This is a genomic window from Bacteroides sp. NSJ-48 (genome assembly GCF_014287405.1).
Taxonomy (GTDB): Bacteria; Bacteroidota; Bacteroidia; order Bacteroidales; family Bacteroidaceae; genus Bacteroides; species Bacteroides stercoris.
Window position 1 is genome coordinate 1 of record NZ_JACOOD010000048.1, and the last position, 25,697, is coordinate 25,697.

General features: G+C 43.0%; 20 protein-coding genes. 14 read left to right on the forward strand and 6 right to left on the reverse strand.

Annotated features, from left to right (window positions below):
- Positions 1–212: 212 nt before the first annotated feature.
- From mobV to H8S52_RS16770, 3 genes are all read left to right on the forward strand, one after another.
- A complete protein-coding gene (gene mobV / locus H8S52_RS16760; protein ID WP_008142057.1) occupies positions 213–1,520 on the forward strand; it encodes a MobV family relaxase in 1,308 nt (435 codons plus the stop codon).
- Positions 1,521–1,847: 327 nt separating this feature from the next.
- Positions 1,848–3,860, forward strand: a complete 2,013-nt coding sequence (locus H8S52_RS16765) for an ATP-dependent RecD-like DNA helicase (RefSeq protein ID WP_009018055.1) — start codon at positions 1,848–1,850, stop codon at positions 3,858–3,860.
- Between the two features lie 13 nt (positions 3,861–3,873).
- Positions 3,874–6,402: a lipopolysaccharide assembly protein LapB gene (locus H8S52_RS16770; protein WP_008142063.1), complete on the forward strand. Its 2,529-nt coding sequence runs from the start codon at positions 3,874–3,876 to the stop codon at positions 6,400–6,402.
- A 254-nt stretch (positions 6,403–6,656) separates the two neighbouring features.
- On the opposite strand, the gene H8S52_RS16775 is transcribed toward H8S52_RS16770, so the two are convergent.
- Complete coding sequence (locus tag H8S52_RS16775; RefSeq protein ID WP_186910256.1) at positions 6,657–7,994, reverse strand: aspartate kinase; 1,338 nt, start codon at positions 7,992–7,994, stop codon at positions 6,657–6,659.
- 287 nt (positions 7,995–8,281) lie between these two features.
- On the opposite strand from H8S52_RS16775, the gene H8S52_RS16780 reads away from it, so the two are divergent.
- The 8 genes from H8S52_RS16780 to H8S52_RS16815 all read left to right on the forward strand — a co-directional run bounded on the left by H8S52_RS16780 (position 8,282) and on the right by H8S52_RS16815 (position 17,910).
- On the forward strand, positions 8,282–9,625 hold the full coding sequence (locus H8S52_RS16780; protein ID WP_186910257.1) for a sigma-54 dependent transcriptional regulator: 1,344 nt from the start codon (positions 8,282–8,284) through the stop codon (positions 9,623–9,625).
- Positions 9,626–10,089: 464 nt separating this feature from the next.
- On the forward strand, positions 10,090–10,170 hold the full coding sequence (gene kdpF, locus H8S52_RS20195) for a K(+)-transporting ATPase subunit F (protein ID WP_117666942.1): 81 nt from the start codon (positions 10,090–10,092) through the stop codon (positions 10,168–10,170).
- A gap of 12 nt (positions 10,171–10,182) precedes the next feature.
- Complete coding sequence (kdpA, locus tag H8S52_RS16790; RefSeq protein ID WP_117904858.1) at positions 10,183–11,889, forward strand: potassium-transporting ATPase subunit KdpA; 1,707 nt, start codon at positions 10,183–10,185, stop codon at positions 11,887–11,889.
- Between the two features lie 26 nt (positions 11,890–11,915).
- The gene (gene kdpB, locus H8S52_RS16795) at positions 11,916–13,964 is read left to right on the forward strand and encodes a potassium-transporting ATPase subunit KdpB (protein ID WP_040315517.1); all 2,049 of its coding nucleotides are present in this window, start codon (positions 11,916–11,918) and stop codon (positions 13,962–13,964) included.
- A gap of 17 nt (positions 13,965–13,981) precedes the next feature.
- Entirely contained in the window at positions 13,982–14,557 is a 576-nt protein-coding gene (locus H8S52_RS16800) for a K(+)-transporting ATPase subunit C (protein ID WP_186910258.1), read from the forward strand.
- Between the two features lie 73 nt (positions 14,558–14,630).
- Positions 14,631–15,329, forward strand: a complete 699-nt coding sequence (locus H8S52_RS16805) for a hypothetical protein (protein WP_370527588.1) — start codon at positions 14,631–14,633, stop codon at positions 15,327–15,329.
- Complete coding sequence (locus H8S52_RS16810) at positions 15,326–16,450, forward strand: sensor protein KdpD (RefSeq protein ID WP_186910259.1); 1,125 nt, start codon at positions 15,326–15,328, stop codon at positions 16,448–16,450. The genes H8S52_RS16805 and H8S52_RS16810 overlap by 4 nt, the downstream gene beginning before the upstream one ends.
- 20 nt (positions 16,451–16,470) lie before the next feature.
- Positions 16,471–17,910, forward strand: a complete 1,440-nt coding sequence (locus tag H8S52_RS16815; RefSeq protein WP_186910260.1) for an ATP-binding protein — start codon at positions 16,471–16,473, stop codon at positions 17,908–17,910.
- Between the two features lie 18 nt (positions 17,911–17,928).
- Here H8S52_RS16815 and H8S52_RS16820 read toward each other — a convergent pair whose 3' ends face one another.
- Genes H8S52_RS16820 through H8S52_RS16835 form a run of 4 tightly spaced genes read right to left on the reverse strand, consistent with a single transcriptional unit; the run spans position 17,929 to position 22,969 of the window.
- Positions 17,929–18,795, reverse strand: a complete 867-nt coding sequence (locus tag H8S52_RS16820; protein ID WP_186910261.1) for a helix-turn-helix domain-containing protein — start codon at positions 18,793–18,795, stop codon at positions 17,929–17,931.
- A gap of 36 nt (positions 18,796–18,831) precedes the next feature.
- Entirely contained in the window at positions 18,832–20,472 is a 1,641-nt protein-coding gene (locus tag H8S52_RS16825; protein ID WP_005652377.1) for a hypothetical protein, read from the reverse strand.
- A 25-nt stretch (positions 20,473–20,497) separates the two neighbouring features.
- Entirely contained in the window at positions 20,498–21,589 is a 1,092-nt protein-coding gene (locus tag H8S52_RS16830; protein ID WP_117858643.1) for an HlyD family secretion protein, read from the reverse strand.
- A 54-nt stretch (positions 21,590–21,643) separates the two neighbouring features.
- The gene (locus H8S52_RS16835) at positions 21,644–22,969 is read right to left on the reverse strand and encodes a TolC family protein (protein ID WP_117858641.1); all 1,326 of its coding nucleotides are present in this window, start codon (positions 22,967–22,969) and stop codon (positions 21,644–21,646) included.
- 356 nt (positions 22,970–23,325) lie between these two features.
- Here H8S52_RS16835 and H8S52_RS16840 point away from each other — a divergent pair, with 356 nt between their 5' ends.
- The 3 genes from H8S52_RS16840 (at position 23,326) to H8S52_RS16850 (ending at position 25,449) form a co-directional block, all read left to right on the forward strand.
- On the forward strand, positions 23,326–23,625 hold the full coding sequence (locus H8S52_RS16840; protein WP_005652372.1) for an RNA-binding protein: 300 nt from the start codon (positions 23,326–23,328) through the stop codon (positions 23,623–23,625).
- Positions 23,626–23,825: 200 nt separating this feature from the next.
- Positions 23,826–24,944 carry a DEAD/DEAH box helicase gene (locus H8S52_RS16845; protein WP_060386452.1) on the forward strand — a complete coding sequence of 373 codons (1,119 nt, stop codon included), beginning with the start codon at positions 23,826–23,828 and terminating at the stop codon, positions 24,942–24,944.
- Positions 24,945–25,008: 64 nt separating this feature from the next.
- Entirely contained in the window at positions 25,009–25,449 is a 441-nt protein-coding gene (locus H8S52_RS16850; RefSeq protein WP_005652368.1) for a cold-shock protein, read from the forward strand.
- Between the two features lie 59 nt (positions 25,450–25,508).
- Here H8S52_RS16850 and H8S52_RS16855 read toward each other — a convergent pair.
- Positions 25,509–25,697 (reverse strand): transposase (locus H8S52_RS16855; protein WP_032935031.1); only part of this gene is annotated, 189 nt, incomplete at its 5' end.

The window sequence follows — 25,697 nt, forward strand, 5'->3', positions numbered from 1 at the left end:
GGTATTTAGACAGAAATACCATAGCTCAATAGGGCGTTTTCTTCACGCATTACTCCGTAACGCTAAAAACACCCTATCGAGCCAAAGGGAAATCCCTTTGGAAACCCTGTGCAAACGAGTGCAGCAAGGACTCATTTGCATAATAAACCCTGTGAACCGATGCCACAGGCAGAGAGAAGAAACATAACGATAACCGCAAAAATAGAAATAATATGGGATATTTTTCATTGGACATAAAGAAAGCAAAGGGGACATCGGACACCACGCAGTCCGACCATATAGAGAGAAAGATAATACCTAAAAACGCAGACCCGACAAGAACACATCTGAACAGGGTGCTTGTCGAATACCCCGATGGCGTTCACGGCAGGGATGAAGCGATTGCCCACAGGCTGAACACGGCAGGCATCAGACGGAAAATCACACACGACCAAGTCCGTGTTGTCCGGGTGGTTTTATCGGGTACGCACGAGGACATGATGAACATACAGGAAAAAGGAAAGCTTGATGAATGGTGCAACGACAGCATCCAATGGCTTCAAGCCACATTTGGCAAAGACAATGTGGTTGCTGCCCATCTGCACATGGACGAGAAGACTCCACACATCCACGCAGCCGTTGTTCCCATCGTAATAGGTGAAAGGCGCAAAGCCAAGAAAGAACAGACGGACGGCAAGCGCAAGTACCGCAAGAAAACAAATTCCGTCCGTTTGTGTGCCGATGACCTGTTCAACCGCCAGACCTTGATTGCCTACCACGACAATTACGCAAGGGTGATGACGAAATACGGATTGCAACGTGGGGTACGGGGCTCGGAAGCACGGCACACTACCACCATGCAGTATTATCGGGACTTGAAAAAGAAGAATGAAACCCTTGAAACCGAAACCAGACTATTGCAGGAGAAGAAGACCAAAGCGCAGGAGGAGTTGAGACAGGTAAAAGCGGAAATCCGCACCGACAAGTTCAAAAGCGCAGCCACCGATACGGCAACCGCCCTTGCAAGCAGTGTGGGTTCTCTTTTCGGAAGTGGAAAAATGAAATCATTGGAACGTAGGAACGAGGACTTGCAAGACCGCATCCTTGAACTTGAAGACGAAGCCCGACAACGGGAACGGCAACAAGCCGAACAGATACAGGAGATAAGAAACGCTTACGAGCAACAGCACCGTAAGCTGTCGGAGTTTACAGATTTTGTCAGACGCTACTTTCCGTATGTGGAGAAGCTTATACCTGTGGTAAACTTCCTACGTGAACGTTTGGGTTTCAATGACGGAATAATCAGAAGACTGTGCGAGTTCAAGGAGGTCGGAATAAAAGGTAAACTCTATTCTTCCGAGTTTAACCGAAGTTTTGATACCCGACATTCTGTCTGCTCCATCAAACAGGATGAAAGCGGTAAATTCGATTTCAAGATAGACGGGGTTTCACATGTGAACTGGTTCAGAAAGAAGATGAATGAGTTTAGGGAAGCCATGGGAATACCTAAGCAGAAACAAGATAGAGGTATAAAACTATAAATCAAAGGAACGGCCGTAATAATCTGCCTGTATTGAGCGGATTATCACGGCTTTTTTATACTTTTGCAAATGGATTGAGACAACTCTGTCCAAAGACATATGAAAATAGAAGAAGCGTTATGCTCATCTTGTACTTGAAAACGTAGGAAATTTTCAATTAGATGCAAGGATAGCATAGTGGTTCTCACGCATATAGCGTGGGCTGCTATTGTTACATCTGCATCTATGGTTTCCTACGACCTTCAAGTAAAGAGTGTGGCATACAGTTCCACGCTTTTTAGTTTAGCCTTATGGTGACAAATATGAATAACATAAAATGGAATATAAATGATATTAACTGCACAACAGAAGCAAGCAATGATAATGATTGAAAAGTTCATTGCAGATAAAGATAGCCAAGTATTTATTTTGAAAGGATATGCAGGTACAGGTAAAACGACATTGATTCGTAGTATTGCAGATTATTTATCTACTCAATCTTTACATATTCAGTTAATGGCTCCGACCGGACGTGCTGCAAAAATATTACGTTCTAAATTACCAAATTATGGTGCTTCTACTATTCATAGGGGAATCTATAATTTTTCTCATCTAATAGTGGAAGAATCTGAAGGAACACTTAAATATATATTTCCACTTAAAGATAACCACGAGAGGTGTATTTATATTATTGACGAAGCCTCCATGATTAGTTCTCGTGAATCAAAGAATGAACTTTTCCAATTTGGTACAGGAGTATTAATAAAAGATTTACTTAGTTATGCAAGATTAAACTTCGGTGGAAAGGTAATTTTTGTTGGTGACCCTATGCAGTTGCCTCCCGTAGGTGATGATTGTTCTGTTGCATTAGATGAAACTTATTTTGATATACTAGAAATGAATGTATATTCTTATGAGCTCACAGACATTGTTCGTCAAGATAAGAATAGTTGTATTTTGGCTAATGCTACAATACTTCGTGAGTTGATTCGGAAAAAAGAACGAAATCGCCTTGTGTTCAAGAAAAAGGAACATGAAGTAATGGATATTGGAGCAATGGAAGTTGCTAAGAAATATTGTGAAGATCCAGAACAATCGTCTGCTATAGTTTGTTTCTCAAATCAACAAGCAGCTGATTATAATACGGCTATTCGTAATATAATATTTCCTGAAACGAATCATGTGGCGGTAGGAGATAAATTGATGGTAGTATGCAATAGCTACTATTATGATAAATGTGAATTATTGAATGGTGATATCATAACTGTAGTAGAAACATCAAATGATATTATCTCTCAGTCTGCACCTATTTGGACTGAAAAAAATGGGAGAAAAGTAAAAGAAATCATTACGCTTGATTTCAGAGAAATAAGTTTTCAAGTAGAAGATGGTAATATTTATAAACGCTATATTATTGATACATTACTCCAAAACAAGCGACCTTCACTGACAATTGACGAAATGAAGGCTCTTTATATCAATATGGTAATGCGTATGCGTACGGAGAAAGGATTGACTAATCCTAAATCTGAAGAATTTACTAAGGCAATGTGGGGAGACCCTTTCTACAATGCTCTTCATGTAAAGTACGGTTATGCTTTTACATGCCATAAATCACAGGGTGGTGAATGGAATACAGTTTATGTAGATTTTTCAAGACGCACAGGGCTTGATGTGGATAGCCTTCGTTGGAAATATACAGCGATAACTCGAGCTTCTAAGATGTTATGGTGTATTAATCTTCCTGATGTAACACCTATTACATCTCTTAAAATAACCCCTATCAATAAAACTGCAAAAACAGCTGTTAATGCTTTATCTTTTGATAATATAGAGGATACACCTTTTCATCCTTCATCAATATTACCTTCAGTAAAATGTAAATATTGGTCTGTTGTAAAGAATATGAATGGAACTCTATATTCAGTAAAGAACGTTATCTGTAAACCTTGGAGAGATATTTATGAAGTAAATACACCAACCGGTATAGTAAGAATTGATGCAATATATAATGGAGCAGGTCTGTTTACAAAATATGAAACAGATGCCAATGACACTGAGTTGTTGTTTTTCTTCCAGAATGATGAAAATATCAAATATAAAATAGACTATCATCCATCTTTGGAGTCATTAAAGATGCTACATAGTCGCATGATTTCTTTGTGTGATGAATGTGGTATCATATTAACAAATGTGGTGGAAGAACATTACCAACTCGTATATTATATGAAAGCTTCTGGTAATTATGCTGCTATAACTTTTTTCTTTAATGGGAAAGGGTTTATTAACTATGCTGCTCCACTTTCTGATATCGGAGAAGCTGATATTAAACTGTCACAACTCATAGAAAAATTAACATAATAGAAGAATACTAATGTCTGTAAAAGAAGTAACATTATTGCGTAAAAGTGGTAATCTAAAAGAAGCATATAAGATGGCCATAGATGATCTGAAAGAAGATAGGAATAACCCATGGGCACAAATGTCTCTCTTTTGGGTTCTGCGTGATATATGTCAGCAACTATGCAATAGAAACGCCATAGATAAAGCTAAAATTTGCTTGAAAGAGATGTCTTCATTACTTCCTACAATGGTGGATGATAGTGGCGCAGGAGAAAGAGCTTATACTAATTTGTATAAACGATTGCAACCTAACGCTGATGCTATTTCAAAAGCATCCGAGCTATCAAAAAATGATCCTTCAAATGCTTATGTTCAGGTAAAGAATTATATTGACTCTGCAAATGATGTAGATTCAGCTTTGCATGAAGAGTTAGGCTGGATAATTTATCGTTATATCAAGGCTAAAATTTCAAATTTGACATCGTTGGAAATAAGAACGTTGCTAAAAGACTATATGTATCTTAGGAATGAACGTCCTTCAATGCTTCATTCTCAAATATTGAACTTTGCTTTGAGTTTCTCAAAAGAACATTCTGATTTTAGTTTTTACCGTTTCTTTATGCTCTGGGAACCAGAAAATTTACGTTATGAAGATTTGAACAAGGGCTATTACAATGGTAGTGAAATTCCCTCGCTTATTTCTCGTATATGTCGTCAAATTGTAAATAGCGGCGAGGATATTGATGTCGAGATGCTGTGTGAAAAGATAAATCTCCCAAAAACAGAAACACTTGACCTGTTACGTGAACCGCAGTTTTGGGAAATTATGAATCTTCATAAAGAAGGTAAAATGCGTGAGATGTTTGAAGCTTTTACTGTCTATAATAAAAGAAACGCCGTTTATGGTGCTTCTCATTGGCATTCTGAAGTGTTGAAAATTGCAGAGCGTCACATGAATGGTCAAGAAACATGGAGATTTATTTACTTTTTTAGAGATTGGAGATATGAAAACCTCATGGATGCTGATTGGAAAGAAGAAACAGATAATAATGGTAACACTTATAAACCTTTGGCTGTTAAAGCAGCAAAGAAGTGTTATGAATATCTCAAAGAATCACACCCAAGAGATGCAGAACTAGTATCTTGGTTAGATTCATTGTATAATGTTCTTATTGAACGTGCTAAAAAAGATGAATGGATATTAAGACAACGAGCAATAATATATACATGGCAACAGCAATATGACCTTGCTATCAATGTGTACAAATCTTTATTACTTGAAATGAGTGAAAAATACTATGTATGGAGTGAATTGGCAGATTGTATACAAGATAGTAATGAATTAAAGATAGCATTGCTTTCTAAGGCTTTACTTGTTGAACGAAATGAAGATTTTCTCGGCTCTATTCATTTGACTTTAGCCGACCTGCTTATAAAGGAAGAGCTAACATCTGAAGCCTTATGCGAATTGAATATATATAAGAAATTTCATGAAAACACTTCCCGGAAATACCAAGAATATATTGAACGAGTCGACATATCAGTTATTCCGCCCAATAATAATAAGCTATTGTATAATAGATATGCCACCATTGCTGAAGAGTACGCTTTTTCAGAAATTGAAGCAAAAGAGGTTACGCTGGTGGATAGATGGGAAAAAGACGGAAAAACTTATTGCACTCTCACAAATGGGGTAGACGTTATATTTCAAGTGAATGTAAAGCGGTTTCCTTTTTTGACGAATGCGATATTTGGTTCTGTTTTTAGAGTAAAGTGTCATGTAGATAAAGAGGAAAAGCAAATTCAGACAAGTTGCTTCTCTTGGAATAAAACAAAAGTGACAGAAGCTAAATATATACCTCTTTGCATGCATAAGAGTGAAACAAGGCTATGGATGGGACTTCCCCAAAAGTTTGGATATGTAGAATATTTGAATGAAGAGAAGAAAATTCTACATATTGTAACGCAAGATTCCCAGCAAATATTTCAAGCTTTTAAAGAAAAATGGGGCACTATTTCAAAAGGGGATTTTGTCAGTTTCAGAGAATATACTATTATAAAAAAGAATGAAAACAAAGTAGTTATTGCTAATGTAGAAAAAGTAAATAAAGAAACTGCTTTACCGAATTTTAATTCTGGTATTGTGGTCGTTGACGATATAAACATACAAAAAAAATTATTCCATTACACTTTCGGTCAAGGAAAAATTGGAGGTATCGTATTCTTTAATGATACGGATCTTCGTCCCGAAGTAGGACAATGCTTGAAAATATTCTATTGTGTAACAAAAGACAGGAAAGGTGAAAAAAGGCCTATTGTACTTAATGTAGAAGAAACTGCAGAAATAAACACAAGTGCAATAAAGACAATTCAAGGTCACTTAGAATTAAAATATAAAAATGGTTCTTGGGATGATTCTCCTGATTTTGCATTTATTGGTGATTACTACGTTCATCATTCTGTTCTTTGTGAGTATAATATCACGAAAGACTGCTATGTTACTGCCGATGTTATATATGCTGGACAGGGTAAATGGAAAGTTATAAAAATACATCAATAGAATTATTTGACAAGAGACAAAATATATCCTATTTTTATTGCTTGCCAAATAATTTTTATACCTTTGCAATAATAAAGAGTTACTTGAATGCAATTCAAGGCAGAACATAGCATATGGCACAGTTGCTAATTCATTACCTCAAAATCGGGTAATTCTCCTAAAGTCTTTTGTATAAGGCACTAACAGAAGTTTTCCAGAATTACGGAAATTCTTTGAAAGTATCTGTTTATTGGCTCCATAGATTGGACTTTTATTTACTTTACAATTTTATCCGTCTCCGGTTCGAAGAGTCTATTGCTGAGTGCCTGCAAAGCCCTTTTCTTGTCTTCCGTCTTAATGACGAATGCTACGTCACTGTCATTGCTGCCATACGAAATCATACGTAGCGGGATATCTGCCAGAGCTTCTATAATCTGTGCTTCGACACCGGCATACTGCCAACGCATGTTTCCCACCACGGATACAATGGACATGCGGTCTTCCATCAGAATTTTTGCATATTGTTCCAGCTCCGCAAGAATTTTGCATAGATGTTCGCTGTTGTCTATGGCGACGGATACATCCTGATTGGATGAAACCAACAGACAAAGCGGCGTTCTGTATTTGGCAAACGTATCAAAAATCTTACTGATAAACTGATAAGGACATAAGTTATGTTTCGACTCGAACTTCACGTAGAAGATGTTGTCTTTGGCGGCTATGGCTTTAATGATATTGTCGTCCTGCAAATCCGAAATCAATGTCCCCTCTGCCTGAGGATTCATTGAGTTGAGCAATCGTACCGGGATATTGCGCTTGCGTGCCGGGGCGATGCAGAACGGGTGTAATATTTTTGCTCCGTAAAAGGCCAGCTGCTCGGCTTCGTTGAAACTGAGATGCTTTACGGAGTGGGTTCCCGTTACTTCACGCGGGTCATTATTGTGCATCCCGTCAATGTCCGTCCATATCTGTATTTCCTCTGCGCGGATGGCAGCGCCGATGAGCGATGCCGTATAGTCGCTGCCGCCCCGTTTCAGGTTATCCGTTTCATTATAAGCATTTTTGCAGATGTACCCTTGAGTAATAAAAAGATTGATGCCGGGATACTGTGTCAATTGCGCCTGCAGTTTTTCCTCTATATATTTCAAGTCCGGTTCTCCTTCCGGTCCGGTACGCATAAAGTCGAAGGCGGAGAGCAGGATATTGGCAATCTTCCGTTCCCGCAGGTAGAAGTGCAGCAGGGCTGTACTGATAAGTTCCCCTTGTGCCAAAACCTCTTTTTCTTCAACCGAGGTGAATTCATCATTGATAAATTGCCAGAGTCGCTGGAAGCGGTCGAGAATATAATCTATCGCTTCCCGCTTTGTGGACTCGTCTGTCAACAGTTCGTTGGCAAAGTCTATGAACTGGAATTCCAGCCGGGTGATTTTCTCGTGTGCCTGTTCTATGTCGCGGTTGAACAGGCTGGCTGCAATCTCTTCCAGATGATTGGTTGTGCCTGCCGTTGCGGACAGGACTACAATCTTCGGTGTGGACTCTGAAATGAGCTCCGCTACGTGTTTCATTCTCTCTACTGTGCCGACGGAAGTACCGCCGAATTTGCAAACTTTCATTTTTAAATCTTTTTTAGTTATTCTTTTTTTACGGTCGGATGAAGCCTCTGTATTCCTTTTCGTTTTAGAAGGCTCATTTCCGAAATGGAAGGGCGAGTTTCTTTTTCAGTTCTCTTACAATGCCTCTGAGGATACATTGTAAGGTGTTTTTTTACTTTTCCGTAGCCTTATGTGCGCTCCCTTCACTTATAAAAGTTCAAAAGACATGCCGTTTGTTTCCCGGAAAACGTTTATATTTGCACATCCCCTGTTTTTACCATTTATTACTTTAAACTTATCCGAAAAATATGAGCAAGATTTTAGTCGTTGACGATGAAGTACAGATCCGTACTCTTTTGTCGCGTATGTTGGAGTTGGAAGGATATGAAGTATGCCAGGCCGGTGATTGCAGGACTGCTTTGAAGCAGCTGGAATTTCAGAGCCCGGATGTAGTCTTGTGCGATGTGTTTCTTCCTGACGGTAACGGGGTAGACCTTGTGTCGTCTGTCAAGAAAACAGCCCCTAACGTAGAGATAATCCTGTTGACGGCGCACGGTAATATCCCGGACGGGGTGCAGGCCATTAAGAACGGCGCTTTCGATTATATCACCAAAGGTGATGATAACAATAAGATTATACCGCTTGTCAGCCGTGCCGTGGAGAAGGCGCGCATGAACGTCCGCTTGGAGAAACTGGAAAAAAAAGTAGGGCATACGTATTCTTTCGATTCTGTTTTGGGTGATTCGAAAGCATTGAAAGATGCCGTTTCACTGGCACAGAAAGTATCGGGAACGGATGTGCCCGTATTACTGACGGGTGAAACGGGTACGGGAAAGGAAGTCTTTGCGCAAGCCATACATTATAATAGTAAGCGTGCCAAGCAGAATTTCGTAGCGGTAAACTGTTCCTCTTTCAGTAAGGAACTGTTGGAAAGCGAGATGTTCGGTCATAAAGCCGGTTCGTTTACAGGAGCATTGAAAGATAAGAAAGGATTGTTTGAGGAGGCCGACAATGGCACTATCTTCTTGGATGAAATCGGTGAAATGGCATTTGAACTGCAAGCCAAACTGCTGCGCATTCTTGAAACAGGCGAATATATAAAGATTGGCGATACCAAACCCACCCGTGTGAATGTGCGTGTTGTTGCCGCAACCAACCGCAATCTGCCGGAAGAGATTACCGCAGGACGTTTTCGCGAAGATTTATTCTACAGACTCTCCGTATTCCAGATTCATCTGCCGGCCTTGCGTGAACGGGCGGGCGATGTACGTATTCTGGCAAAAGCCTTTGTAAAGGACTTCTCCGTTCGGTTGGCACGTCCCGTTACGGAAATAACACCCGCTTTTCTCGAAGCCCTCGAACAACAACCTTGGAAAGGTAATATCCGGGAATTGCGTAATGTGATAGAGCGCAGTCTGATTGTTTGCGAGAGTGAACGGCTGGATGTTGCCGACTTGCCGCTCGATATACAGAACACACATTACGAACAATCCGATGAAACCACTCCCGGCAGTTTTGAACTTTCTGCCATGGAGTGTCGCCACATCGCCCGTGTGTTGGAATATACAAAAGGTAATAAGACCGAAGCAGCCCGCCTGCTCAAAATCGGATTGACCACACTCTACCGCAAAATCGAAGAATACGGAATATAATCTGTTCTTTTCCGTAACTTGCCGAAAGTTTCCCGGCGTGGAACGAAGTGTACCATGCCGGGGTACTCTTTGTTTCACCCCGTGGAACTTTCGGTTTCAATAAAAGAAACTATCAGTTTCACCGCATGAAACAAATGGTTTCGCCAGATGAACCTCGAATCATGCAATGTCCCTTTTCTATTTTGATAGACACCCTTCCATTTTGAAAGGGTGTCTTCTTTTTCTGTAATTCCTCTATTCTGTTTTATTTCTTTATCAATCAGTATTTTATCTTACAGACTTCTATTTTGGCACGCATTTGGCAATTATGAGGACGGTAAAACATGAATATTAATTTAACAACGTAAAAACATGGGAATAACGATTTCATTTATTTTCTGCTTGTTGAGCGGCTTTCTCGCTTTCTGGCTATTCTGGAAATGTGTGGATTGGTTTGAGAAGATTTAAAGAGGAGAGAAAAGATTATGTATACAGTATTATTTGTATTAGGTGTTGCAGTGTTCGGGTACTTGATGTATGTTCTGGTGAAACCCGAAAGGTTCTAAAAGATTAAAGAAATGAATACGGAAATTTTAGGTGTAGTTTTACAGATTTTCCTGTTGGTGGCGATTTCTTATCCGCTGGGAAAATATATTGCGAAGGTTTATAAAGGAGAGAAGACATGGTCGGACTTTATGAAACCGGTAGAGAGACTGATATTTAAGGTAGCGGGCGTTAATCCCAATGAAGAAATGAACTGGAAGCAGTTCCTCAAGGCGTTGCTGATATTGAATGCTTTCTGGTTTGTCTGGGGAATGGTGCTGTTGGTCAGTCAAGGATGGCTGCCGCTGAATCCTGACGGTAATGGTCCGCAAACTCCCGACCAGGCATTCAATACCTGCATCAGTTTTATGGTAAACTGTAACTTGCAGCATTATTCCGGTGAGAGCGGACTGACGTATTTTACCCAGTTGTTCGTCATCATGCTCTTCCAGTTTATTACCGCAGCGACAGGTATGGCGGCTATGGCGGGCATTATGAAATCCATCAGCCGTAAAACAACGAATACAATCGGTAACTTCTGGAACTTTCTTGTATTGAGTTGCACGCGTATTCTTTTGCCGCTTTCCCTGATTGTCGGCTTTATCCTTATTACACAAGGTACTCCGATGGGCTTTGACGGTAAAATGGAGGTGACTACGCTTGAAGGACAGGAACAAACGGTGTCACAAGGGCCGGTGGCTGCCATCGTTCCTATCAAGCAGTTGGGTACGAATGGCGGTGGTTACTTCGGCGTAAATTCGTCTCATCCGTTGGAAAATCCTACCTACCTGTCCAATATCGTAGAATGCTGGTCTATCCTGATTATACCTATGGCTATGGTTTTTGCGTTGGGTTTTTATACAAAACGGATGAAACTGGCTTATAGTATTTACGGCGTAATGCTCTGTGCCTATTTGGCGGGTGTCGGCATCAATGTTTATCAGGAGATGAACGGTAATCCTCGCATTGACGATATGGGCATTGCACAGGACAATGGGTCTATGGAAGGCAAGGAAGTCCGTCTGGGAGCAGGCGCCACCGCATTATGGAGCATTACGACTACGGTTACTTCCAACGGTTCCGTCAATGGCATGCACGATTCTACGATGCCCCTGTCCGGTATGATGGAGATGCTGAACATGCAGATAAACACTTGGTTCGGCGGTGTCGGTGTAGGGTGGATGAACTATTATACATTTATTATTATCGCAGTCTTTATCAGCGGACTGATGGTGGGACGTACACCGGAGTTTCTCGGAAAGAAAGTGGAAGCCCGGGAGATGAAAATAGCGACAATCGTTGCGCTGCTTCATCCGTTTGTGATATTGGTAGGCACGGCTCTGTCTTGTTATCTCCTTGCGCACCATCCGGAGTTTGTAGAGAGTGAGGGCGGCTGGCTGAACAATCCCGGTTTTCACGGGCTGAGCGAGCAGTTCTATGAATTTACTTCATGCGCTGCCAACAACGGCTCTGGTTTCGAAGGCTTGGGCGACAATACTTATTTCTGGAACTATGCCTGCGGTTGGGTACTTATTCTGAGCCGTTTTCTTCCTATTGTAGGGCAGGTTGCCATTGCTGGTCTGTTGGCGCAGAAGAGATTTATTCCCGAAAGTGCCGGTACGCTGAAAACCGATACGTTCACCTTTGCCGTAATGACTTTTGCCGTAATCTTTATCGTGGCAGCTTTGTCTTTCTTCCCGGCACATGCGTTGAGTACTATTGCCGAACACTTCAGTTTGTAACGAGATAAGAATAATCAGATATGTTTATGAAGGATAAAAAATCAGCTTCTTTGTTTCAAAAGGAGCAAGTAATGGAAAGTTTGAAACAGTCATTCGTGAAGTTGAATCCGCGGGTGATGATAAAGAATCCGATCATGTTCACTGTGGAGCTGGTGACATTGGTGATGCTGGTAGTCTGCATCCTCTCTTTGGGAACATCGGAATACGGGACGTTCGGTTATAACTTCCTGGTGTTTGTGATATTGTTTGTCACTTTGTTGTTTGCCAACTTTGCCGAGGCCATTGCCGAAGCCCGTGGCAAGGCACAGGCGGACAGCCTGCGTAAAACGCGTGAAGAAACGCCCGCAAAGGTTTTGGTGGAAGGCAAGTTACGCACTGTAAGCAGCGCACGTCTCAAGAAGGGAGACTTCTTTGTTTGCGAAGCTGGCGATACGATTCCTGCCGATGGCGAGATTGTGGAAGGGTTGGCTTCTATTGACGAGAGTGCCATTACCGGTGAATCCGCTCCGGTAATCCGTGAGGCGGGCGGTGATAAAAGCTCCGTTACCGGCGGTACGAAAGTGCTGTCGGATAAGATAAAGGTGTTGGTTACGCAACAACCGGGCGAGAGTTTCCTCGACAAGATGATTGCGCTGGTAGAGGGCGCCACCCGTAAGAAAACACCGAACGAAATAGCGCTGACTATCTTATTGGCCGGTTTTACGTTAGTGTTCGTAATCGTATGTATTACGTTGATTCCGATGGCGGACTATACCAATATCGACCATCCGGGTACGTATATCTCTATTGCGGCTATTCTTTCATTGTTTGTCTGCCTGATACCGACAACCATCGGCGGCTTGCTTTCGGCAATCGGTATTGCCGGTATGGACCGCGCCCTGCGTGCCAATGTAATCACAAAATCGGGCAAAGCCGTTGAAACTGCCGGTGACATTGATACGTTGCTGTTGGACAAGACCGGTACAATTACTATCGGTAATCGTAAGGCTACCAAGTTTCATCCGGCTCCGGGCATTGATGAAAAGGTGTTTGTAGAGGCTTGCCTATTGTCCTCGCTTTCCGATGAAACCCCGGAAGGAAAGTCCGTCATCGAGTTGGGGCGTGAGAACGGACATCGTATGCGCGACCTCAATACTGCGGGAGCCCACATGATTAAGTTTACGGCCGAAACCAAATGTTCCGGTGTCGACCTGCAAGACGGTACTCAAATCCGCAAAGGTGCGTTCGATGCGATTCGTCGGATTGTGGAAAGCGCGGGGAATAAATTCCCGAAAGAAGTGGAAGAAGCGATTGCCGTCATTTCGGGCAATGGCGGTACCCCGCTGGTAGTGTGTGTCAATAAAGCGGTATTGGGAGTCATAGAATTGCAGGACATTATCAAGCCGGGCATCCAGGAACGCTTTGAACGTCTTCGTAAAATGGGGGTGAAGACGGTTATGGTGACCGGTGACAACCCGTTGACCGCCAAATATATTGCCGAAAAAGCCGGTGTGGATGATTTCATTGCCGAAGCCAAGCCGGAGGATAAAATGGAGTATATCAAGAAAGAACAGCAGGCCGGCAAACTGGTTGCCATGATGGGAGACGGAACCAATGATGCCCCCGCACTGGCGCAGGCAAATGTGGGGGTTGCCATGAATAGCGGTACGCAGGCTGCAAAGGAAGCCGGCAATATGGTAGACCTTGACAATGACCCGACCAAGCTGATTGAAATTGTAGAGATAGGTAAGCAGTTGCTGATGACGCGCGGCACGCTTACAACTTTCTCCATTGCGAATGATGTGGCCAAATACTTTGCTATTATTCCCGCACTGTTCATGGTCGCTATCCCTCAATTGGCCCCATTGAATATCATGGGGTTGCATAGCCCTGAAACGGCCATTCTTTCGGCTATCATCTTTAATGCTGTCATCATTCCCATACTGATACCGTTGGCATTGAGAGGCGTCCGGTACAAACCGATCGGCGCAAGCGCGTTACTGCGCCGCAACTTGCTGATTTATGGTTTGGGTGGTGTCATAGCGCCGTTCATAGGTATTAAGTTAATAGATATGTTTGTCAGTTTGTTTTTTTAATTTAAAATAAAAAGAAAATGAAAACTCTTTGGAAATCAGTTAGAATAACCGTCGCTTTCTGCATATTCTTTTCCGTGTTCTATATCCTTGTATTGTGGATATTCGCACAATTTGCAGGGCCGAATAAAGGAAATGCCGAGGTATTGACCCTGAACGGCAAGGCAGTGGGCGCTACCAATGTGGGGCAGATGTTTACGGAAGACATTTATTTTTGGGGACGGCCTTCCTGTGCCGGTGACGGTTATGATGCAAGCAGCTCGGCAGGTAGCAATAAAGGCTCTGCAAACGAAGAATACCTTGCGGAAGTGGAAGCGCGTATAGATACATTCTTGCTGCATCATCCTTATTTGCAGCGTAAAGAAGTTCCTGCCGAAATGGTAACGGCCAGCGCTTCGGGGCTTGATCCCGATATTACGCCTGCCAGTGCTTATGTACAGGTAAAGCGTGTGGCTGAGGCAAGGGGAATGGATGAGGCTGCTGTCCGGGGCGTCGTTGACAAGGCTGTTGAAAAACCGTTGCTGGGATTGTTCGGTACGGCGAAAGTGAATGTGCTGAAACTGAATATTGCATTGGAAAAAGCAAATGGAAAATAAGAAAATAATGAAAGATATGAATCGGGTAAAAGTAACGGTAATAGGCGTTATTGCCGCTTGGGCAGTAAATTTTATGGGAGTGGATAAGGTGCAGGCGCAGGAATTTAAGATACAGGGTGATTTGGTCAGTTCTTATGTATGGCGCGGCTTTTATCAAACCGGAGTTAGTTTCCAGCCGACTTTAGGCTTTGGGATAGGCGGCTTTTCATTGACGGCATGGGGCTCTACCGATTTCGACGGAACAAGTTCCTCGGAGGGTGAGGCTGCCAAAGAAATAGATTTGACGGCAGCTTATACGTTCGGTGATTCCGGTTTGACCTTGTCCGTTGCCAGTCTTTGGTGGGCAGGTCAGGGAAGCAATAAGTATTTTAACTTCAAAAGCCATGAAACGGCCCACCATTTTGAAGCGGGGCTTGCCTATACACTTCCGTTGGAGAAGTTTCCGCTGTCAATAGCCTGGTACACGATGTTTGCCGGCGCGGATAAGAATGAGAAGGGAGAGCAGAATTATTCTTCTTATGTAGAATTGAACTATCCGTTCAGCATTAAATCCGTCGATTTGAATGCCACTTGCGGTTTTCTGCCTTACGAAGCCGGCGTAGGTGTTTACGGAGTACCGAACAGCGGATTCGCCGTAACCAATCTGGCACTGAAAGCCACGAAGGATATAAAGGTGACGGACAAATTCGTGATACCGATATTTGCGCAGGCTATTTGGAATCCCCGTATGGAAGATGCGCATCTGGTGTTTGGTATAACTCTGAAGCCATGAGCAGGGAGGAGAGTGTACAACATTTCCTCGACTTGATTAAGAAATCACGTCGTGGTAAGTTTAAGGTCTACATCGGCATGATTGCCGGTGTAGGCAAAACTTATCGTATGCTTCAGGAAGCCCATGACTTGCTGGACAATGGGGTAGACGTGAATATAGGCTATGTGGAAACGCATGGACGTGCCGGTACGGAGGCGGTGTTGGCAGGACTGCCCGTAATTCCCCGGCGTAAGATATTCTATAAGGGTAAGGAACTTGAGGAAATGGACCTTGACGCTATCATCCGTATCCATCCGGAAATCGTTATTGTGGACGAGCTGGCGCATACCAATGTAGAAGGCAGTAGGAATGAGAAGCGTTGGCAGGATGTAATGGACTTGCTGGATGAGGGTATCAATGTTATATCCGCTGTCAACATACAGCATATCGAGAGCATTAATGAAGAAGTGCAAGGCATTTCCGGTATCGAGGTAAAGGAACGCATTCCCGACAGTGTGCTGGAAGAAGCGGATGAAGTGGTGAATATCGACCTGACGGCGGAAGAGCTGATAACCCGCCTGAAAACCGGTAAAATATACAAGCCGGATAAAGTGGCCCTTGCTTTGAATAATTTCTTCAAGACGGAAAATATTCTGCAACTGCGCGAACTGGCTCTGAAGGAGGTGGCGTTAAGAGTGGAGAAGAAAGTGGAGAATGAAGTGGTGGTTTCCTGTGTGGGCGTGCGGCATGAGAAGTTCATGGCGTGTATCAGCAGTCATGAGAAAACGCCACGCCGCATTATCCGCAAGGCGGCACGATTGGCAACCCGTTATAATACGTCGTTCGTTGCCCTTTATGTACAGACTCCCCGGGAGAGTGCCGACCGCATTGCCCTTGCGAACCAGCGGCATCTGCTGAATCATTTCAAGCTGGTGACCGAATTGGGCGGAGAGGTCATGCAGGTGCAATCCAAAGACGTGTTGGACAGCATCGTTACGGCTTGTAAAGAGAAGCAGATAACGACCGTTTGTATGGGCAGTCCTTCGTTCGCTTTGCCGCAATCCTTGTTTATGGTTCTGAAATATAGAAAATTTGTGAACGAACTGGCGCAAGCAAACATAGATTTGATTATACTTGCATAAAATTTAATATATTGACCGTTATGAATATTCGTACAAAACTGATACTCAGTGTAGGTGTTTTGGCAGGTATGATAATCCTGCTGGTAGCCCTTTCTGTTGTAAATCTCCAGATACTGACGGCTACGGAGCCGGATAGCCCTGCCGCCATGCCCGGCTTGCAACGGGCCTTGCTTTGGATTTCCATTACGGGCGGTATTTGCATTCTTGCCAGTATCGTGTTGTTGGTATGGTTGCCCCGCTCCATTAATAAACCTATCAGGGAACTGACGCAGGGCATCCTCGAAATAGCCAACCATAATTATGAAAAGCGCCTTGACATGAGCGAACACGAAGAGTTCCGCGAGGTGGCCGATAGTTTTAACAGCATGGCGGAACGCCTTACGGAATATCGTACCAGTACGCTGAATGATATTTTATCCGCCAAAAAGTTTCTGGAAGCCATCGTAAACAGTATTCATGAACCTATTATCGGCTTAAACCGCGAACACGAAATTCTTTTCGTCAATAAAGAAGCGCTGACGGTACTGAATCTGAAGCGTGCGGATGTCATACGCCGTTCGGCAGAGGAACTGTCGCTGAAAAACGATCTGCTCCGGAGGCTGATAAGGGAGTTGGTTAATCCGGGCGAGAAGAAAGAGCCTTTGAAAATTTATGCGGATAATAAGGAAAGCTATTTTCAGGCATCTTATATTACTATTATGAATACGGATGCCGATACGGACGAGTCTCATAATCTGGGCGATGTTATCCTGTTGAAGAATATCACCGAATTTAAGGAACTGGATACGGCAAAAACAACTTTTATTTCTACGATTTCGCATGAATTGAAAACCCCTATCTCCGCCATTCTTATGAGTCTGCAGCTTTTAGAGGACAACCGTGTGGGAGCTTTGAATGAGGAACAGGAACAACTTTCGAAAAGTATCAGGGAAAATGCCGACCGCTTGCTGGGGATTACAGGCGAGCTTCTTAATATGACGCAGGTGGAAGCCGGCAAGTTGCAGATGATACCGAAGATAACGAAACCTATCGAACTGATAGAATATGCCATCAAGGCAAATCAGGTGCAGGCCGATAAGTTCAATATACAGATTGAGGTGGAATATCCGGAAGAGAAGATGCCGAAACTGTTTGTGGATAGCGAGAAGATAGCATGGGTGCTCACTAACTTGTTGAGTAACGCCATTCGTTATTCCAAGGAAAACGGGCATGTCATTATCGGCGCAAGGCAGGAAGATGATAGTGTGGAACTTTATGTACAGGATTTCGGTAAAGGTATTGATCCGCGCTATCACCAGAGCATCTTCGACCGTTACTTCCGTGTACCCGGTACGAAAGTGCAGGGAAGCGGATTGGGACTATCCATATCCAAAGATTTTGTAGAAGCTCATGGCGGCACGCTGACCGTTCAGAGTGAATTGGGAAAAGGCAGCCGTTTCGTTATTCGACTGAAAGCGTAATAGCGATATGATGTTTCCTTACGTTCTGCGGTATTGCTGTGGCGACATTCCAGTCTGTTTCTTGAAGAAAGTGCCGAAATAGGATGCGTTCGGGAAGTTGAAGAAATCGGAGATTTCCTGTACGTTCTTTTGTGTATTCTTGAGTAGTGAAATGCTTTTGCGGATAATGGACTTGAATACCAGCTCCTGTACCGTGTATCCGCAAATGGATTTGGAGAGGGCGGAGAGGTATTTGGGCGACAGGCATAGCTTGTCCGCGTAGAAGTCCACCCCCCGCTCTTTCGTATAATATTGTTCTATTAATTGCACCAGGCGGATAAATATATTGTGCTTGTGGCTTACGGAAGTCTTTTCGGCAATGAGTTTGCGTGTATAAACCGAGCAAAGCCTGTGGGTCAGTGCCAACAGAAGTAACTTCTGTTCATACCGGTTAAAAGGATTCTCTTCTATTTTTAGCGTACTGTCCAATAGTGACAGGTATTTTAAAACCTCTTCTTCTTCCCCGGTATTCCATACGTAGCACGGTTCGGTGGCCAGATGCGAGTATAGGTGCATGGATACTACCGAGTTTCCCATAAAGTCCCGTATGGGGTCGGTCTGATAGATGAAGATATATACCTCTACGTTGTCGGATGCCTGTAGTACCTGAAACAAGGAATCCTTCGGCAGAAAGAGCGTATCACCGGCTTTGGCGGAAAATGTTTTCTGGTTAAGGATGAAGGTGAAATTTCCTTGACGGCAAATTATAAGTCCCACTCCGTCTATCATAAACGGACTTTTCAAGGCAGACGGAAAGGCGCAAAGCACGCCTTCCGAACTGCAAATTTGCCGTTTGTCCAATAACGCACTGTCAAGGCGCGATAAACGTTCTTGTCGGGTATCCATGAGAGTAGGGTTTACGGTTCTTGTTTGAAAACAGTGCTAAGTTAATAATTTCCGTTTAGGATAGGGCAGTACCACAACAAATATCATGCAAAAAAGGCAAGCATACAATGTCCAACCCGCCATCTCCTTGACTGCCGATAAGGTGGCCTGCACCTGAATGCGCCCTTTGGTGGATGTGGCTGCCATGTTAACGGCTTCCTGCTTGCTTTTCCCCTGATATTGCATTCCTTGTACGGTTTGCATAAATGAGGCGGATGCTTCGGGATGCATCATATCCACATTCTGTGCATAACGGGTAATGTAGTGTTGCTGCCGTTCCTGCAATACATTGCTGTATAATGCGGTTCCTATGCTGGGAGCAAGTACCATACGTACAGTAAGCATTGTGCAAATCCATGATGAGAGGTATTTATAGGGCATACGCTGGGTTGCAAAAGTCGGTATCAGCGAGTATAGAAACATCATTCCTGTAGAACGGATAATAACTGGGTATTTCATTCGTTCGTACAAGCCTGCGCCCTGTACTTCAAAGTACATGAACATGGCAGATAATCCCAAAAACAGGAAACCTGCGGCAAAAAGATATTTAAAGTGCACTCCTTTCACGCTGAGCCAGATTGTTGCAATGCCACCGATAAAATAGCCCAACATAGACCAATTGCCCAATGTTGCGTTTTGATAGTTGTCCAGCTTCATACCTATTCCCGTAAATACATTGACGAACATTGAACTGGAGTTCAGTACCATTAACAGAAAGTAGAACAGGAATCCGAAGCGGATAGTTCGCAACTTGAGTACGTCGAACTGATAGTAGGGATTGCGCTGGGTTACTTCTATGTAGACAAACAGGATACCTGCAACCACAGCACCGACCGTTGCCCATTGGATTGTAGGATCGTCATACCAGTCGAGCACCTTGCCGTAAGTCAGCACATAAGTGATGCACGTCAGTGTGATACAGAAGATGGAAGCGTTGCCAAATTGTTTGAGGTTGATAGGAAAACGGCGGGTGGCATACTTATGATAAGGCATCGTGACGAAGGTAATGAGGATACAGAGCAACAGCAACCCCATCATGAAGTAATAAACATATTGCCACTCGTATTCGTAAGTAAGCCATGCTGTAAGCGATGTGCCCAACTGTCCCAATACCATGAAAAACAGGTAAATGGCAGGTTGTGCAGCGCTTCGTTCAATATCCAGTTTGTCCCAGCCTTCACCGGTGGTGGGTTCATTGCCGGGGGTGATCTTTTCGGTTGCTTCTACGTTACCGGCATACTTGATGAGGGTAAACAGATTGACCATCATCAGTACCATACGCAGGAATCCCATAAACAGACTGCATAGTGCCAACAGGAATATGCTGTCTGTCTTGGCGCAGATGTAGCTGAAGATATACATCAGCGAAAATCCGACGATACACATCATTTTCTCCCTGCGGATACATACCAGCCGGTACAGGAAAGGGCAGAATGCCGCCATGCCTATGGATGTGGCGAAGTTGGCAAACTGGATATGTTCGGATATGATGCCCAGACCGCTCATCATCTCCGTGCCGCTGGCAGAGTAAGTTCCGCCTACTGTAAGAATGGGCAGGAAGAACATGAACAGGATGATAATGCCTATCGGTTTAGGCACCCAGTTATAGAAAGGATAGTTTTTGGGATATGCGGGCATTTCCTTAACAATTAATGATTGAAAATCAGAGTTCGGCTTTCACTATTACCATCATACCGGCAGCAAGTTTTTCGTTATCTTCCTTGGAAAGATTGGTGAAGTCAATGCGTACGGGTATGCGTTGTTGTATTTTGACGAAGTTTCCGGCTGAATTGTCGGTAGGAACCAATGAGTACTTGGAACCCGTGGCGCCGGATATGGCTGTGATTGTTCCCGTGAACTCTTTGTCACTGATTGCATCTACGGTGATGGTAACCTTTTGTCCTATATGCAGGTTTTCCACTTGAGTTTCCTTATAGTTGGCGACAATCCATTTTTGAGTATCGGGCAGGATATAAGTAATGGTTTGTCCGGCTGTGATGAACTGGCCTTCCTCCAGTGCCCGGCGTCCCAATTTGCCATCGCAGGGAGCCACTACTACGGTGTAGGAAAGATTCAGACGTGCCATTTCCAAAGCGGCGGTTGCCCGTTGGATGGCGGCTTCCGTACTTTCACGGCGGTGTGATACTTCATTGACTCCCGACAAAGCGGCTTTTTGCTGGCGTTTTGTTGCTTCCAGCTTCTTGCGGGTGGCTTCGTATTCCGTTTCTATCTGTTCTAACTGTATGGGAGTGGCTGCATTTCTTTGCACCAGGTTCTGATAGCGTTGACGGTCTTTCTCCAGTTTGGCAAGACGGATCTCAATTTCAGAGATGGAAGCGTCGTACACGGAAGCGGTGGTCTGTGTGGTTTGCAGTGTGGCCCCGATTACGGTAGCGCCGGCCAGTGCGTCTTTCAGTGCGGCTTCGGCTTCCATTACGCGTATCTTATATTCGCGGTCGTCCAATACAAGGAGTGTATCGCCTTTATGTACCTCTTGATGTTCGGTAAAATAAATCTTCTTGATGTAGCCTGATGCGCGTAGGTTGATAGGGGATATGTACTGCTCTATCTGTGCGTCATTACTGGTCTCTGTGCGATTGTAGCCTAGGAAGAGACAAGCAACTTCCACTATTCCCCAAACAACGATTGCTGCTCCCAACAAGCTGACTGCGATTTGCCAGCGACGTAGCTTACGAAGTTTTTTAGCTTTCTCCTGATGTGTGTTCGATGCGTTATTTTTTTCTATTGCTTCCATATTATGATGATTTGATTAACTTGTTATTTGATTAATGTATCTTTGATTAACTTGTTATTTGATTAATGTATCTATTTGTCCTGTCAGCTTCAACAGCAGCAGGGTTGTTACCCGATAGTTATAATGTGCGCTGATATAGTTGTTTTGCGCTTCGCTCATCTGCATTTCGTCTTGCAGGACTTCGGTCATGGAAGCGATCCCCTCTCTGTACCGATCCATTGTGACTGTATATACATCTTCGGCAAGCAGGTAGTTGTCTTTCTGCTTTTTGAAGTTACGTTGGTTGTTCATCAGGTCGTTGGTGGCGTTCAGATATTGGGTCTGCAGATTTTTGCGGGTATTTTCCTGTGCCAGCTTTATATTTTCGATGTCTATTGCAGCTTTTCGGTTTTTGTAGCGCTTATCCAGTCCGTCGAATATAGGAACGCGTAAGGATACGCCCAGTCCGTAGGAACGGAACCAATGGTTGGACGGTCCGGAATGGAACCAGCGGTAGGCCTTGTCCGTATAGGCGGAGAACATCCAGTTGGCGGTCAGGTTTAATGAAGGAATATAACCGTGGCCAATCATCTTTTTCTGCTTTTCAGCCATGACCCTTTGCGATTGCAGCAGTTGGAGTTCGTACAGATTTTCGGATAGTCCGGTCAACTCAACAGGCGTAATGTTCTCGGAGTTTACCGGAACTAAAGTTATCTGTTCTTCGGCAGGATAATCCATGATATATTTCAGCAGGTTCAGTTGTTGTTCCTGCATGGCCAGTACATTGTCGTATTGTACTTTCAGATTTTCCAGATTGATATTGACCCGTTTTACATCCACTTCCATAGCCATACCATTGTCATGGAAAGCTACTGTGATGTTTTTTAATTCTTCCAACCGGGTGATATTGGCCTTTATCAGTGTGACTTGCTCGGCTGTGGTTTGCCCCAGATAATACATCTTGCATATTTCCAGGATAAGGTCTTCCCGTGCTTTCTCATAAGAAAGACGGCTTATCTCGTCCATAGTTTTGGCTATGGAAACAGTGGTGTACAGGGTTTGGTTGTAAAGTGGCATTTGCAACTGCAGGCCGGCATTGGCACTGTTCCGCAGGGTATAGGTAATGTTATACGGATTTCCGTAGGCCGAACCGTCGGTAACGGATACAGGCGGGTCTATGTTGTCATTGTAATTGGCAAACCCGTTGATTTGAGGCAATAGTCTTGCCCGGTTTTCGGAAACTCCATATTTGCTTTTCTGCATCTCCTTGCGTTTGCTTTCCAAGGACAGGTTGTTTTCGATACCTATTTCAAGGCAATCTTTCAGCGTCAAAGTCTTTTGGGCGTATCCTTCGACAGCCGATAAACAGAGAAAGGAAAAAATGAATAGTAGTTTTTTCATAATAATCACCAATAATTTGTGCAAAGTTAGTTGCTAATTTTGGGAAAATGTTATCCATATATAGACTGCTTGTGTTCATATTTTCCTTTTTATCCTTTTTGTTATGGATATAAATAGGTAAAAAACAACTGTTTTGAATTTCCGTACCTGCTTAATAAATGATAATAATCGTCTTTCTTGTGAAAAAAAACAGGAAGAAATGTATTTATCAAATTTATTATACTACCTTTGTCCCAGAGTTTGAGTTACGAATCATTATCGTATAGTTCTTCTTTTTAATATATTATTAGTAAGCAGTCCTCTTCTTTAATTATCCTCCTCACTCCATTTATTATTTATTTTATAACATTTTTAGAATGAACATTTACATTTCAGGTTTAAGTTATGGCATTAATAATGCTGACTTGACAAATTTATTTGCAGAGTTTGGAGAAGTTTCTTCAGCTAAAGTAATTCTCGATAGAGAAACCGGTAGATCCAGAGGATTCGCTTTTGTAGAGATGAACAATGATACAGAAGGACAGAAAGCTATTGACGAATTGAACGGCGTAGAATATGACAGCAAGGTTATTTCTGTAAGCGTTGCGCGTCCTCGCGAGGAAAGACCCTCGAATGGTAGCTCTCGTGGTGGTTATAATAACTCCAGAAGATATTAATATCAGACTAAAGGCGGGAAACTTGCTTTCCTGCCTTTCATAAATAACTCCGTCTTTTTTATTTAGCGGAAGCGTTCCGCTTCATTACCTGCACTTTTCATTCTGCAAAGACTTATCAGACTTTTTGTATGGGCCACTTGAGTGAAGCGTGCTCTCATTATACTTGTGCTAGTGTTTTAGCACATTCAAAAACAATATATATGACATTTAAAGATTTAAATATAACCGAACCTATTTTAAAAGCAATTGAAGAAAAAGGGTATGCCAATCCTACCCCTATACAAGTAAAAGCAATCCCTGCCGCCTTAACAGGAAAAGATATATTAGGCTGTGCGCAGACCGGAACTGGAAAGACCGCTGCATTTGCCATTCCCATTATTCAACATTTGCAAGCCCTTAAAAACCGGGATAAGAGTATCAAAGCCTTGATATTGACACCTACCCGTGAATTGGCATTGCAGATTAGCGAATGCATAGACGACTATGCCAAATATACGCAAGTCCGTCATGGGGTTATCTTCGGAGGAGTAAACCAGCGTGCGCAGGTAAATATGCTCCATAAAGGAGTCGACATATTGGTCGCCACTCCAGGACGTCTGTTGGATTTGATGAACCAAGGATATATCCATTTGGATAATGTGAGACACTTCGTACTGGATGAGGCTGACCGTATGCTTGATATGGGATTTATCCATGACATCAAACGTTTGTTGCCGAAACTTCCTAAAGAAAAGCAGACCTTGTTCTTCTCGGCTACCATGCCCGATACGATAATCGCTTTGACGAACTCACTGCTGAAACAACCGGTGAAGATTACTATAACCCCAAAATCATCTACGGTAGATACCATCGAACAGACTATTTATTTTGTGGAAAAGAAAGAGAAAAGTAAATTGTTGATTTCTATTTTGCATAAAACGGAGGGACAGTCGGTACTTGTTTTCTCACGTACCAAGCATAATGCAGACAGAATTGTCCGCGTATTAAGCAAAGCAGGTATCGGTAGTCAGGCTATTCATGGAAATAAAAGTCAGAATGCAAGGCAATCAGCATTGGAAAACTTCAAAACGGGTAAGATACGCGTAATGATAGCTACCGATATTGCAGCCAGAGGTATTGATATCAATGAGTTGCCGTTGGTTATAAACTATGACCTTCCCGATGTGCCCGAGACGTATGTGCATCGTATCGGACGTACCGGTAGAGCCGGTAATTTAGGAACGGCATTGACTTTTTGCTCGCAGGAAGAGCGTAAGTTGGTTAACGATATTCAGAAACTGACAGGTAAGAAACTCAGTAAGGTTGAGTTTGCTATCTGAGGTCGTTTCTAAGTTTATTATTTTATTTATCCGACGAGTATACACCCATTAAACTATAAAATCTATGGCAAAATCCATGACAGTAGGAAAGCGTGAGAATGAAAAGAAAAGACTTGCTAAGCGGGAAGCAAAATTAAAAAGAAAAGAAGGCAGAAAATCTACAAAAAGCAGTTTTGATGATATGATTGCTTATGTGGACGAATATGGTATGATTACTTCAACTCCACCCGAAGAGAATATCAAAAAGCAAGAGATTAATGTAGAGGAGATAATGATTTCCACTCCCAGGAAAGAAGATGAAGAACCGGTAATTTTGAGAGGAAGAATAGAGTTCTTTAATGAAGCCAGAGGATTTGGATTTATCAAAGACCTTGCAGGAATTGAAAAATATTTCTTTCACGTGAACAATGTTGTTACGGATGTCAGGGAGGGTAATATCGTTACATTCGACCTCGAACGAGGAGCAAAGGGGATGAATGCTGTTAATATCTGTCTGGAAAGATAACTTGCTTGCCATAGTGCAAAAATCGGATCAGCGGATTTTCCCGGTTGGCAAGCTTTCTTTTAAGCGTATAGCCTAGCCAGTCTGAACATGAAGAATTTCAGATCAGCCACCCCTCTTAACTGGCTTCGGAAAGCTTTGATTTTAGCATTGAACGACTCCGCTGAAGCATTTGTCAATCGTTCTTCAAAATAATTTATGATGGTCGTACTATGGTTTGAAAAGGTATCAAGTACCTTGTTGAACTCCAT

What these genes read in the sequence shown, in the direction of transcription:
- H8S52_RS16820 (WP_186910261.1), bottom strand. Translation starts at nt 18,795, where the DNA reads ATGGATACCCGACAAGAACGTTTATCGCGCCTTGACAGTGCGTTATTG.
- kdpA (WP_117904858.1), top strand. Translation starts at nt 10,183, where the DNA reads ATGAATACGGAAATTTTAGGTGTAGTTTTACAGATTTTCCTGTTGGTG.
- H8S52_RS16850 (WP_005652368.1), top strand. Translation starts at nt 25,009, where the DNA reads ATGGCAAAATCCATGACAGTAGGAAAGCGTGAGAATGAAAAGAAAAGA.
- H8S52_RS16840 (WP_005652372.1), top strand. Translation starts at nt 23,326, where the DNA reads ATGAACATTTACATTTCAGGTTTAAGTTATGGCATTAATAATGCTGAC.
- H8S52_RS16770 (WP_008142063.1), top strand. Translation starts at nt 3,874, where the DNA reads ATGTCTGTAAAAGAAGTAACATTATTGCGTAAAAGTGGTAATCTAAAA.
- H8S52_RS16805 (WP_370527588.1), top strand. Translation starts at nt 14,631, where the DNA reads ATGGGAGTGGATAAGGTGCAGGCGCAGGAATTTAAGATACAGGGTGAT.
- kdpF (WP_117666942.1), top strand. Translation starts at nt 10,090, where the DNA reads ATGTATACAGTATTATTTGTATTAGGTGTTGCAGTGTTCGGGTACTTG.
- H8S52_RS16810 (WP_186910259.1), top strand. Translation starts at nt 15,326, where the DNA reads ATGAGCAGGGAGGAGAGTGTACAACATTTCCTCGACTTGATTAAGAAA.
- H8S52_RS16835 (WP_117858641.1), bottom strand. Translation starts at nt 22,969, where the DNA reads ATGAAAAAACTACTATTCATTTTTTCCTTTCTCTGTTTATCGGCTGTC.
- H8S52_RS16830 (WP_117858643.1), bottom strand. Translation starts at nt 21,589, where the DNA reads ATGGAAGCAATAGAAAAAAATAACGCATCGAACACACATCAGGAGAAA.
- H8S52_RS16775 (WP_186910256.1), bottom strand. Translation starts at nt 7,994, where the DNA reads ATGAAAGTTTGCAAATTCGGCGGTACTTCCGTCGGCACAGTAGAGAGA.
- H8S52_RS16780 (WP_186910257.1), top strand. Translation starts at nt 8,282, where the DNA reads ATGAGCAAGATTTTAGTCGTTGACGATGAAGTACAGATCCGTACTCTT.
- H8S52_RS16765 (WP_009018055.1), top strand. Translation starts at nt 1,848, where the DNA reads ATGATATTAACTGCACAACAGAAGCAAGCAATGATAATGATTGAAAAG.
- H8S52_RS16800 (WP_186910258.1), top strand. Translation starts at nt 13,982, where the DNA reads ATGAAAACTCTTTGGAAATCAGTTAGAATAACCGTCGCTTTCTGCATA.
- H8S52_RS16815 (WP_186910260.1), top strand. Translation starts at nt 16,471, where the DNA reads ATGAATATTCGTACAAAACTGATACTCAGTGTAGGTGTTTTGGCAGGT.
- kdpB (WP_040315517.1), top strand. Translation starts at nt 11,916, where the DNA reads ATGAAGGATAAAAAATCAGCTTCTTTGTTTCAAAAGGAGCAAGTAATG.
- mobV (WP_008142057.1), top strand. Translation starts at nt 213, where the DNA reads ATGGGATATTTTTCATTGGACATAAAGAAAGCAAAGGGGACATCGGAC.
- H8S52_RS16845 (WP_060386452.1), top strand. Translation starts at nt 23,826, where the DNA reads ATGACATTTAAAGATTTAAATATAACCGAACCTATTTTAAAAGCAATT.
- H8S52_RS16825 (WP_005652377.1), bottom strand. Translation starts at nt 20,472, where the DNA reads ATGCCCGCATATCCCAAAAACTATCCTTTCTATAACTGGGTGCCTAAA.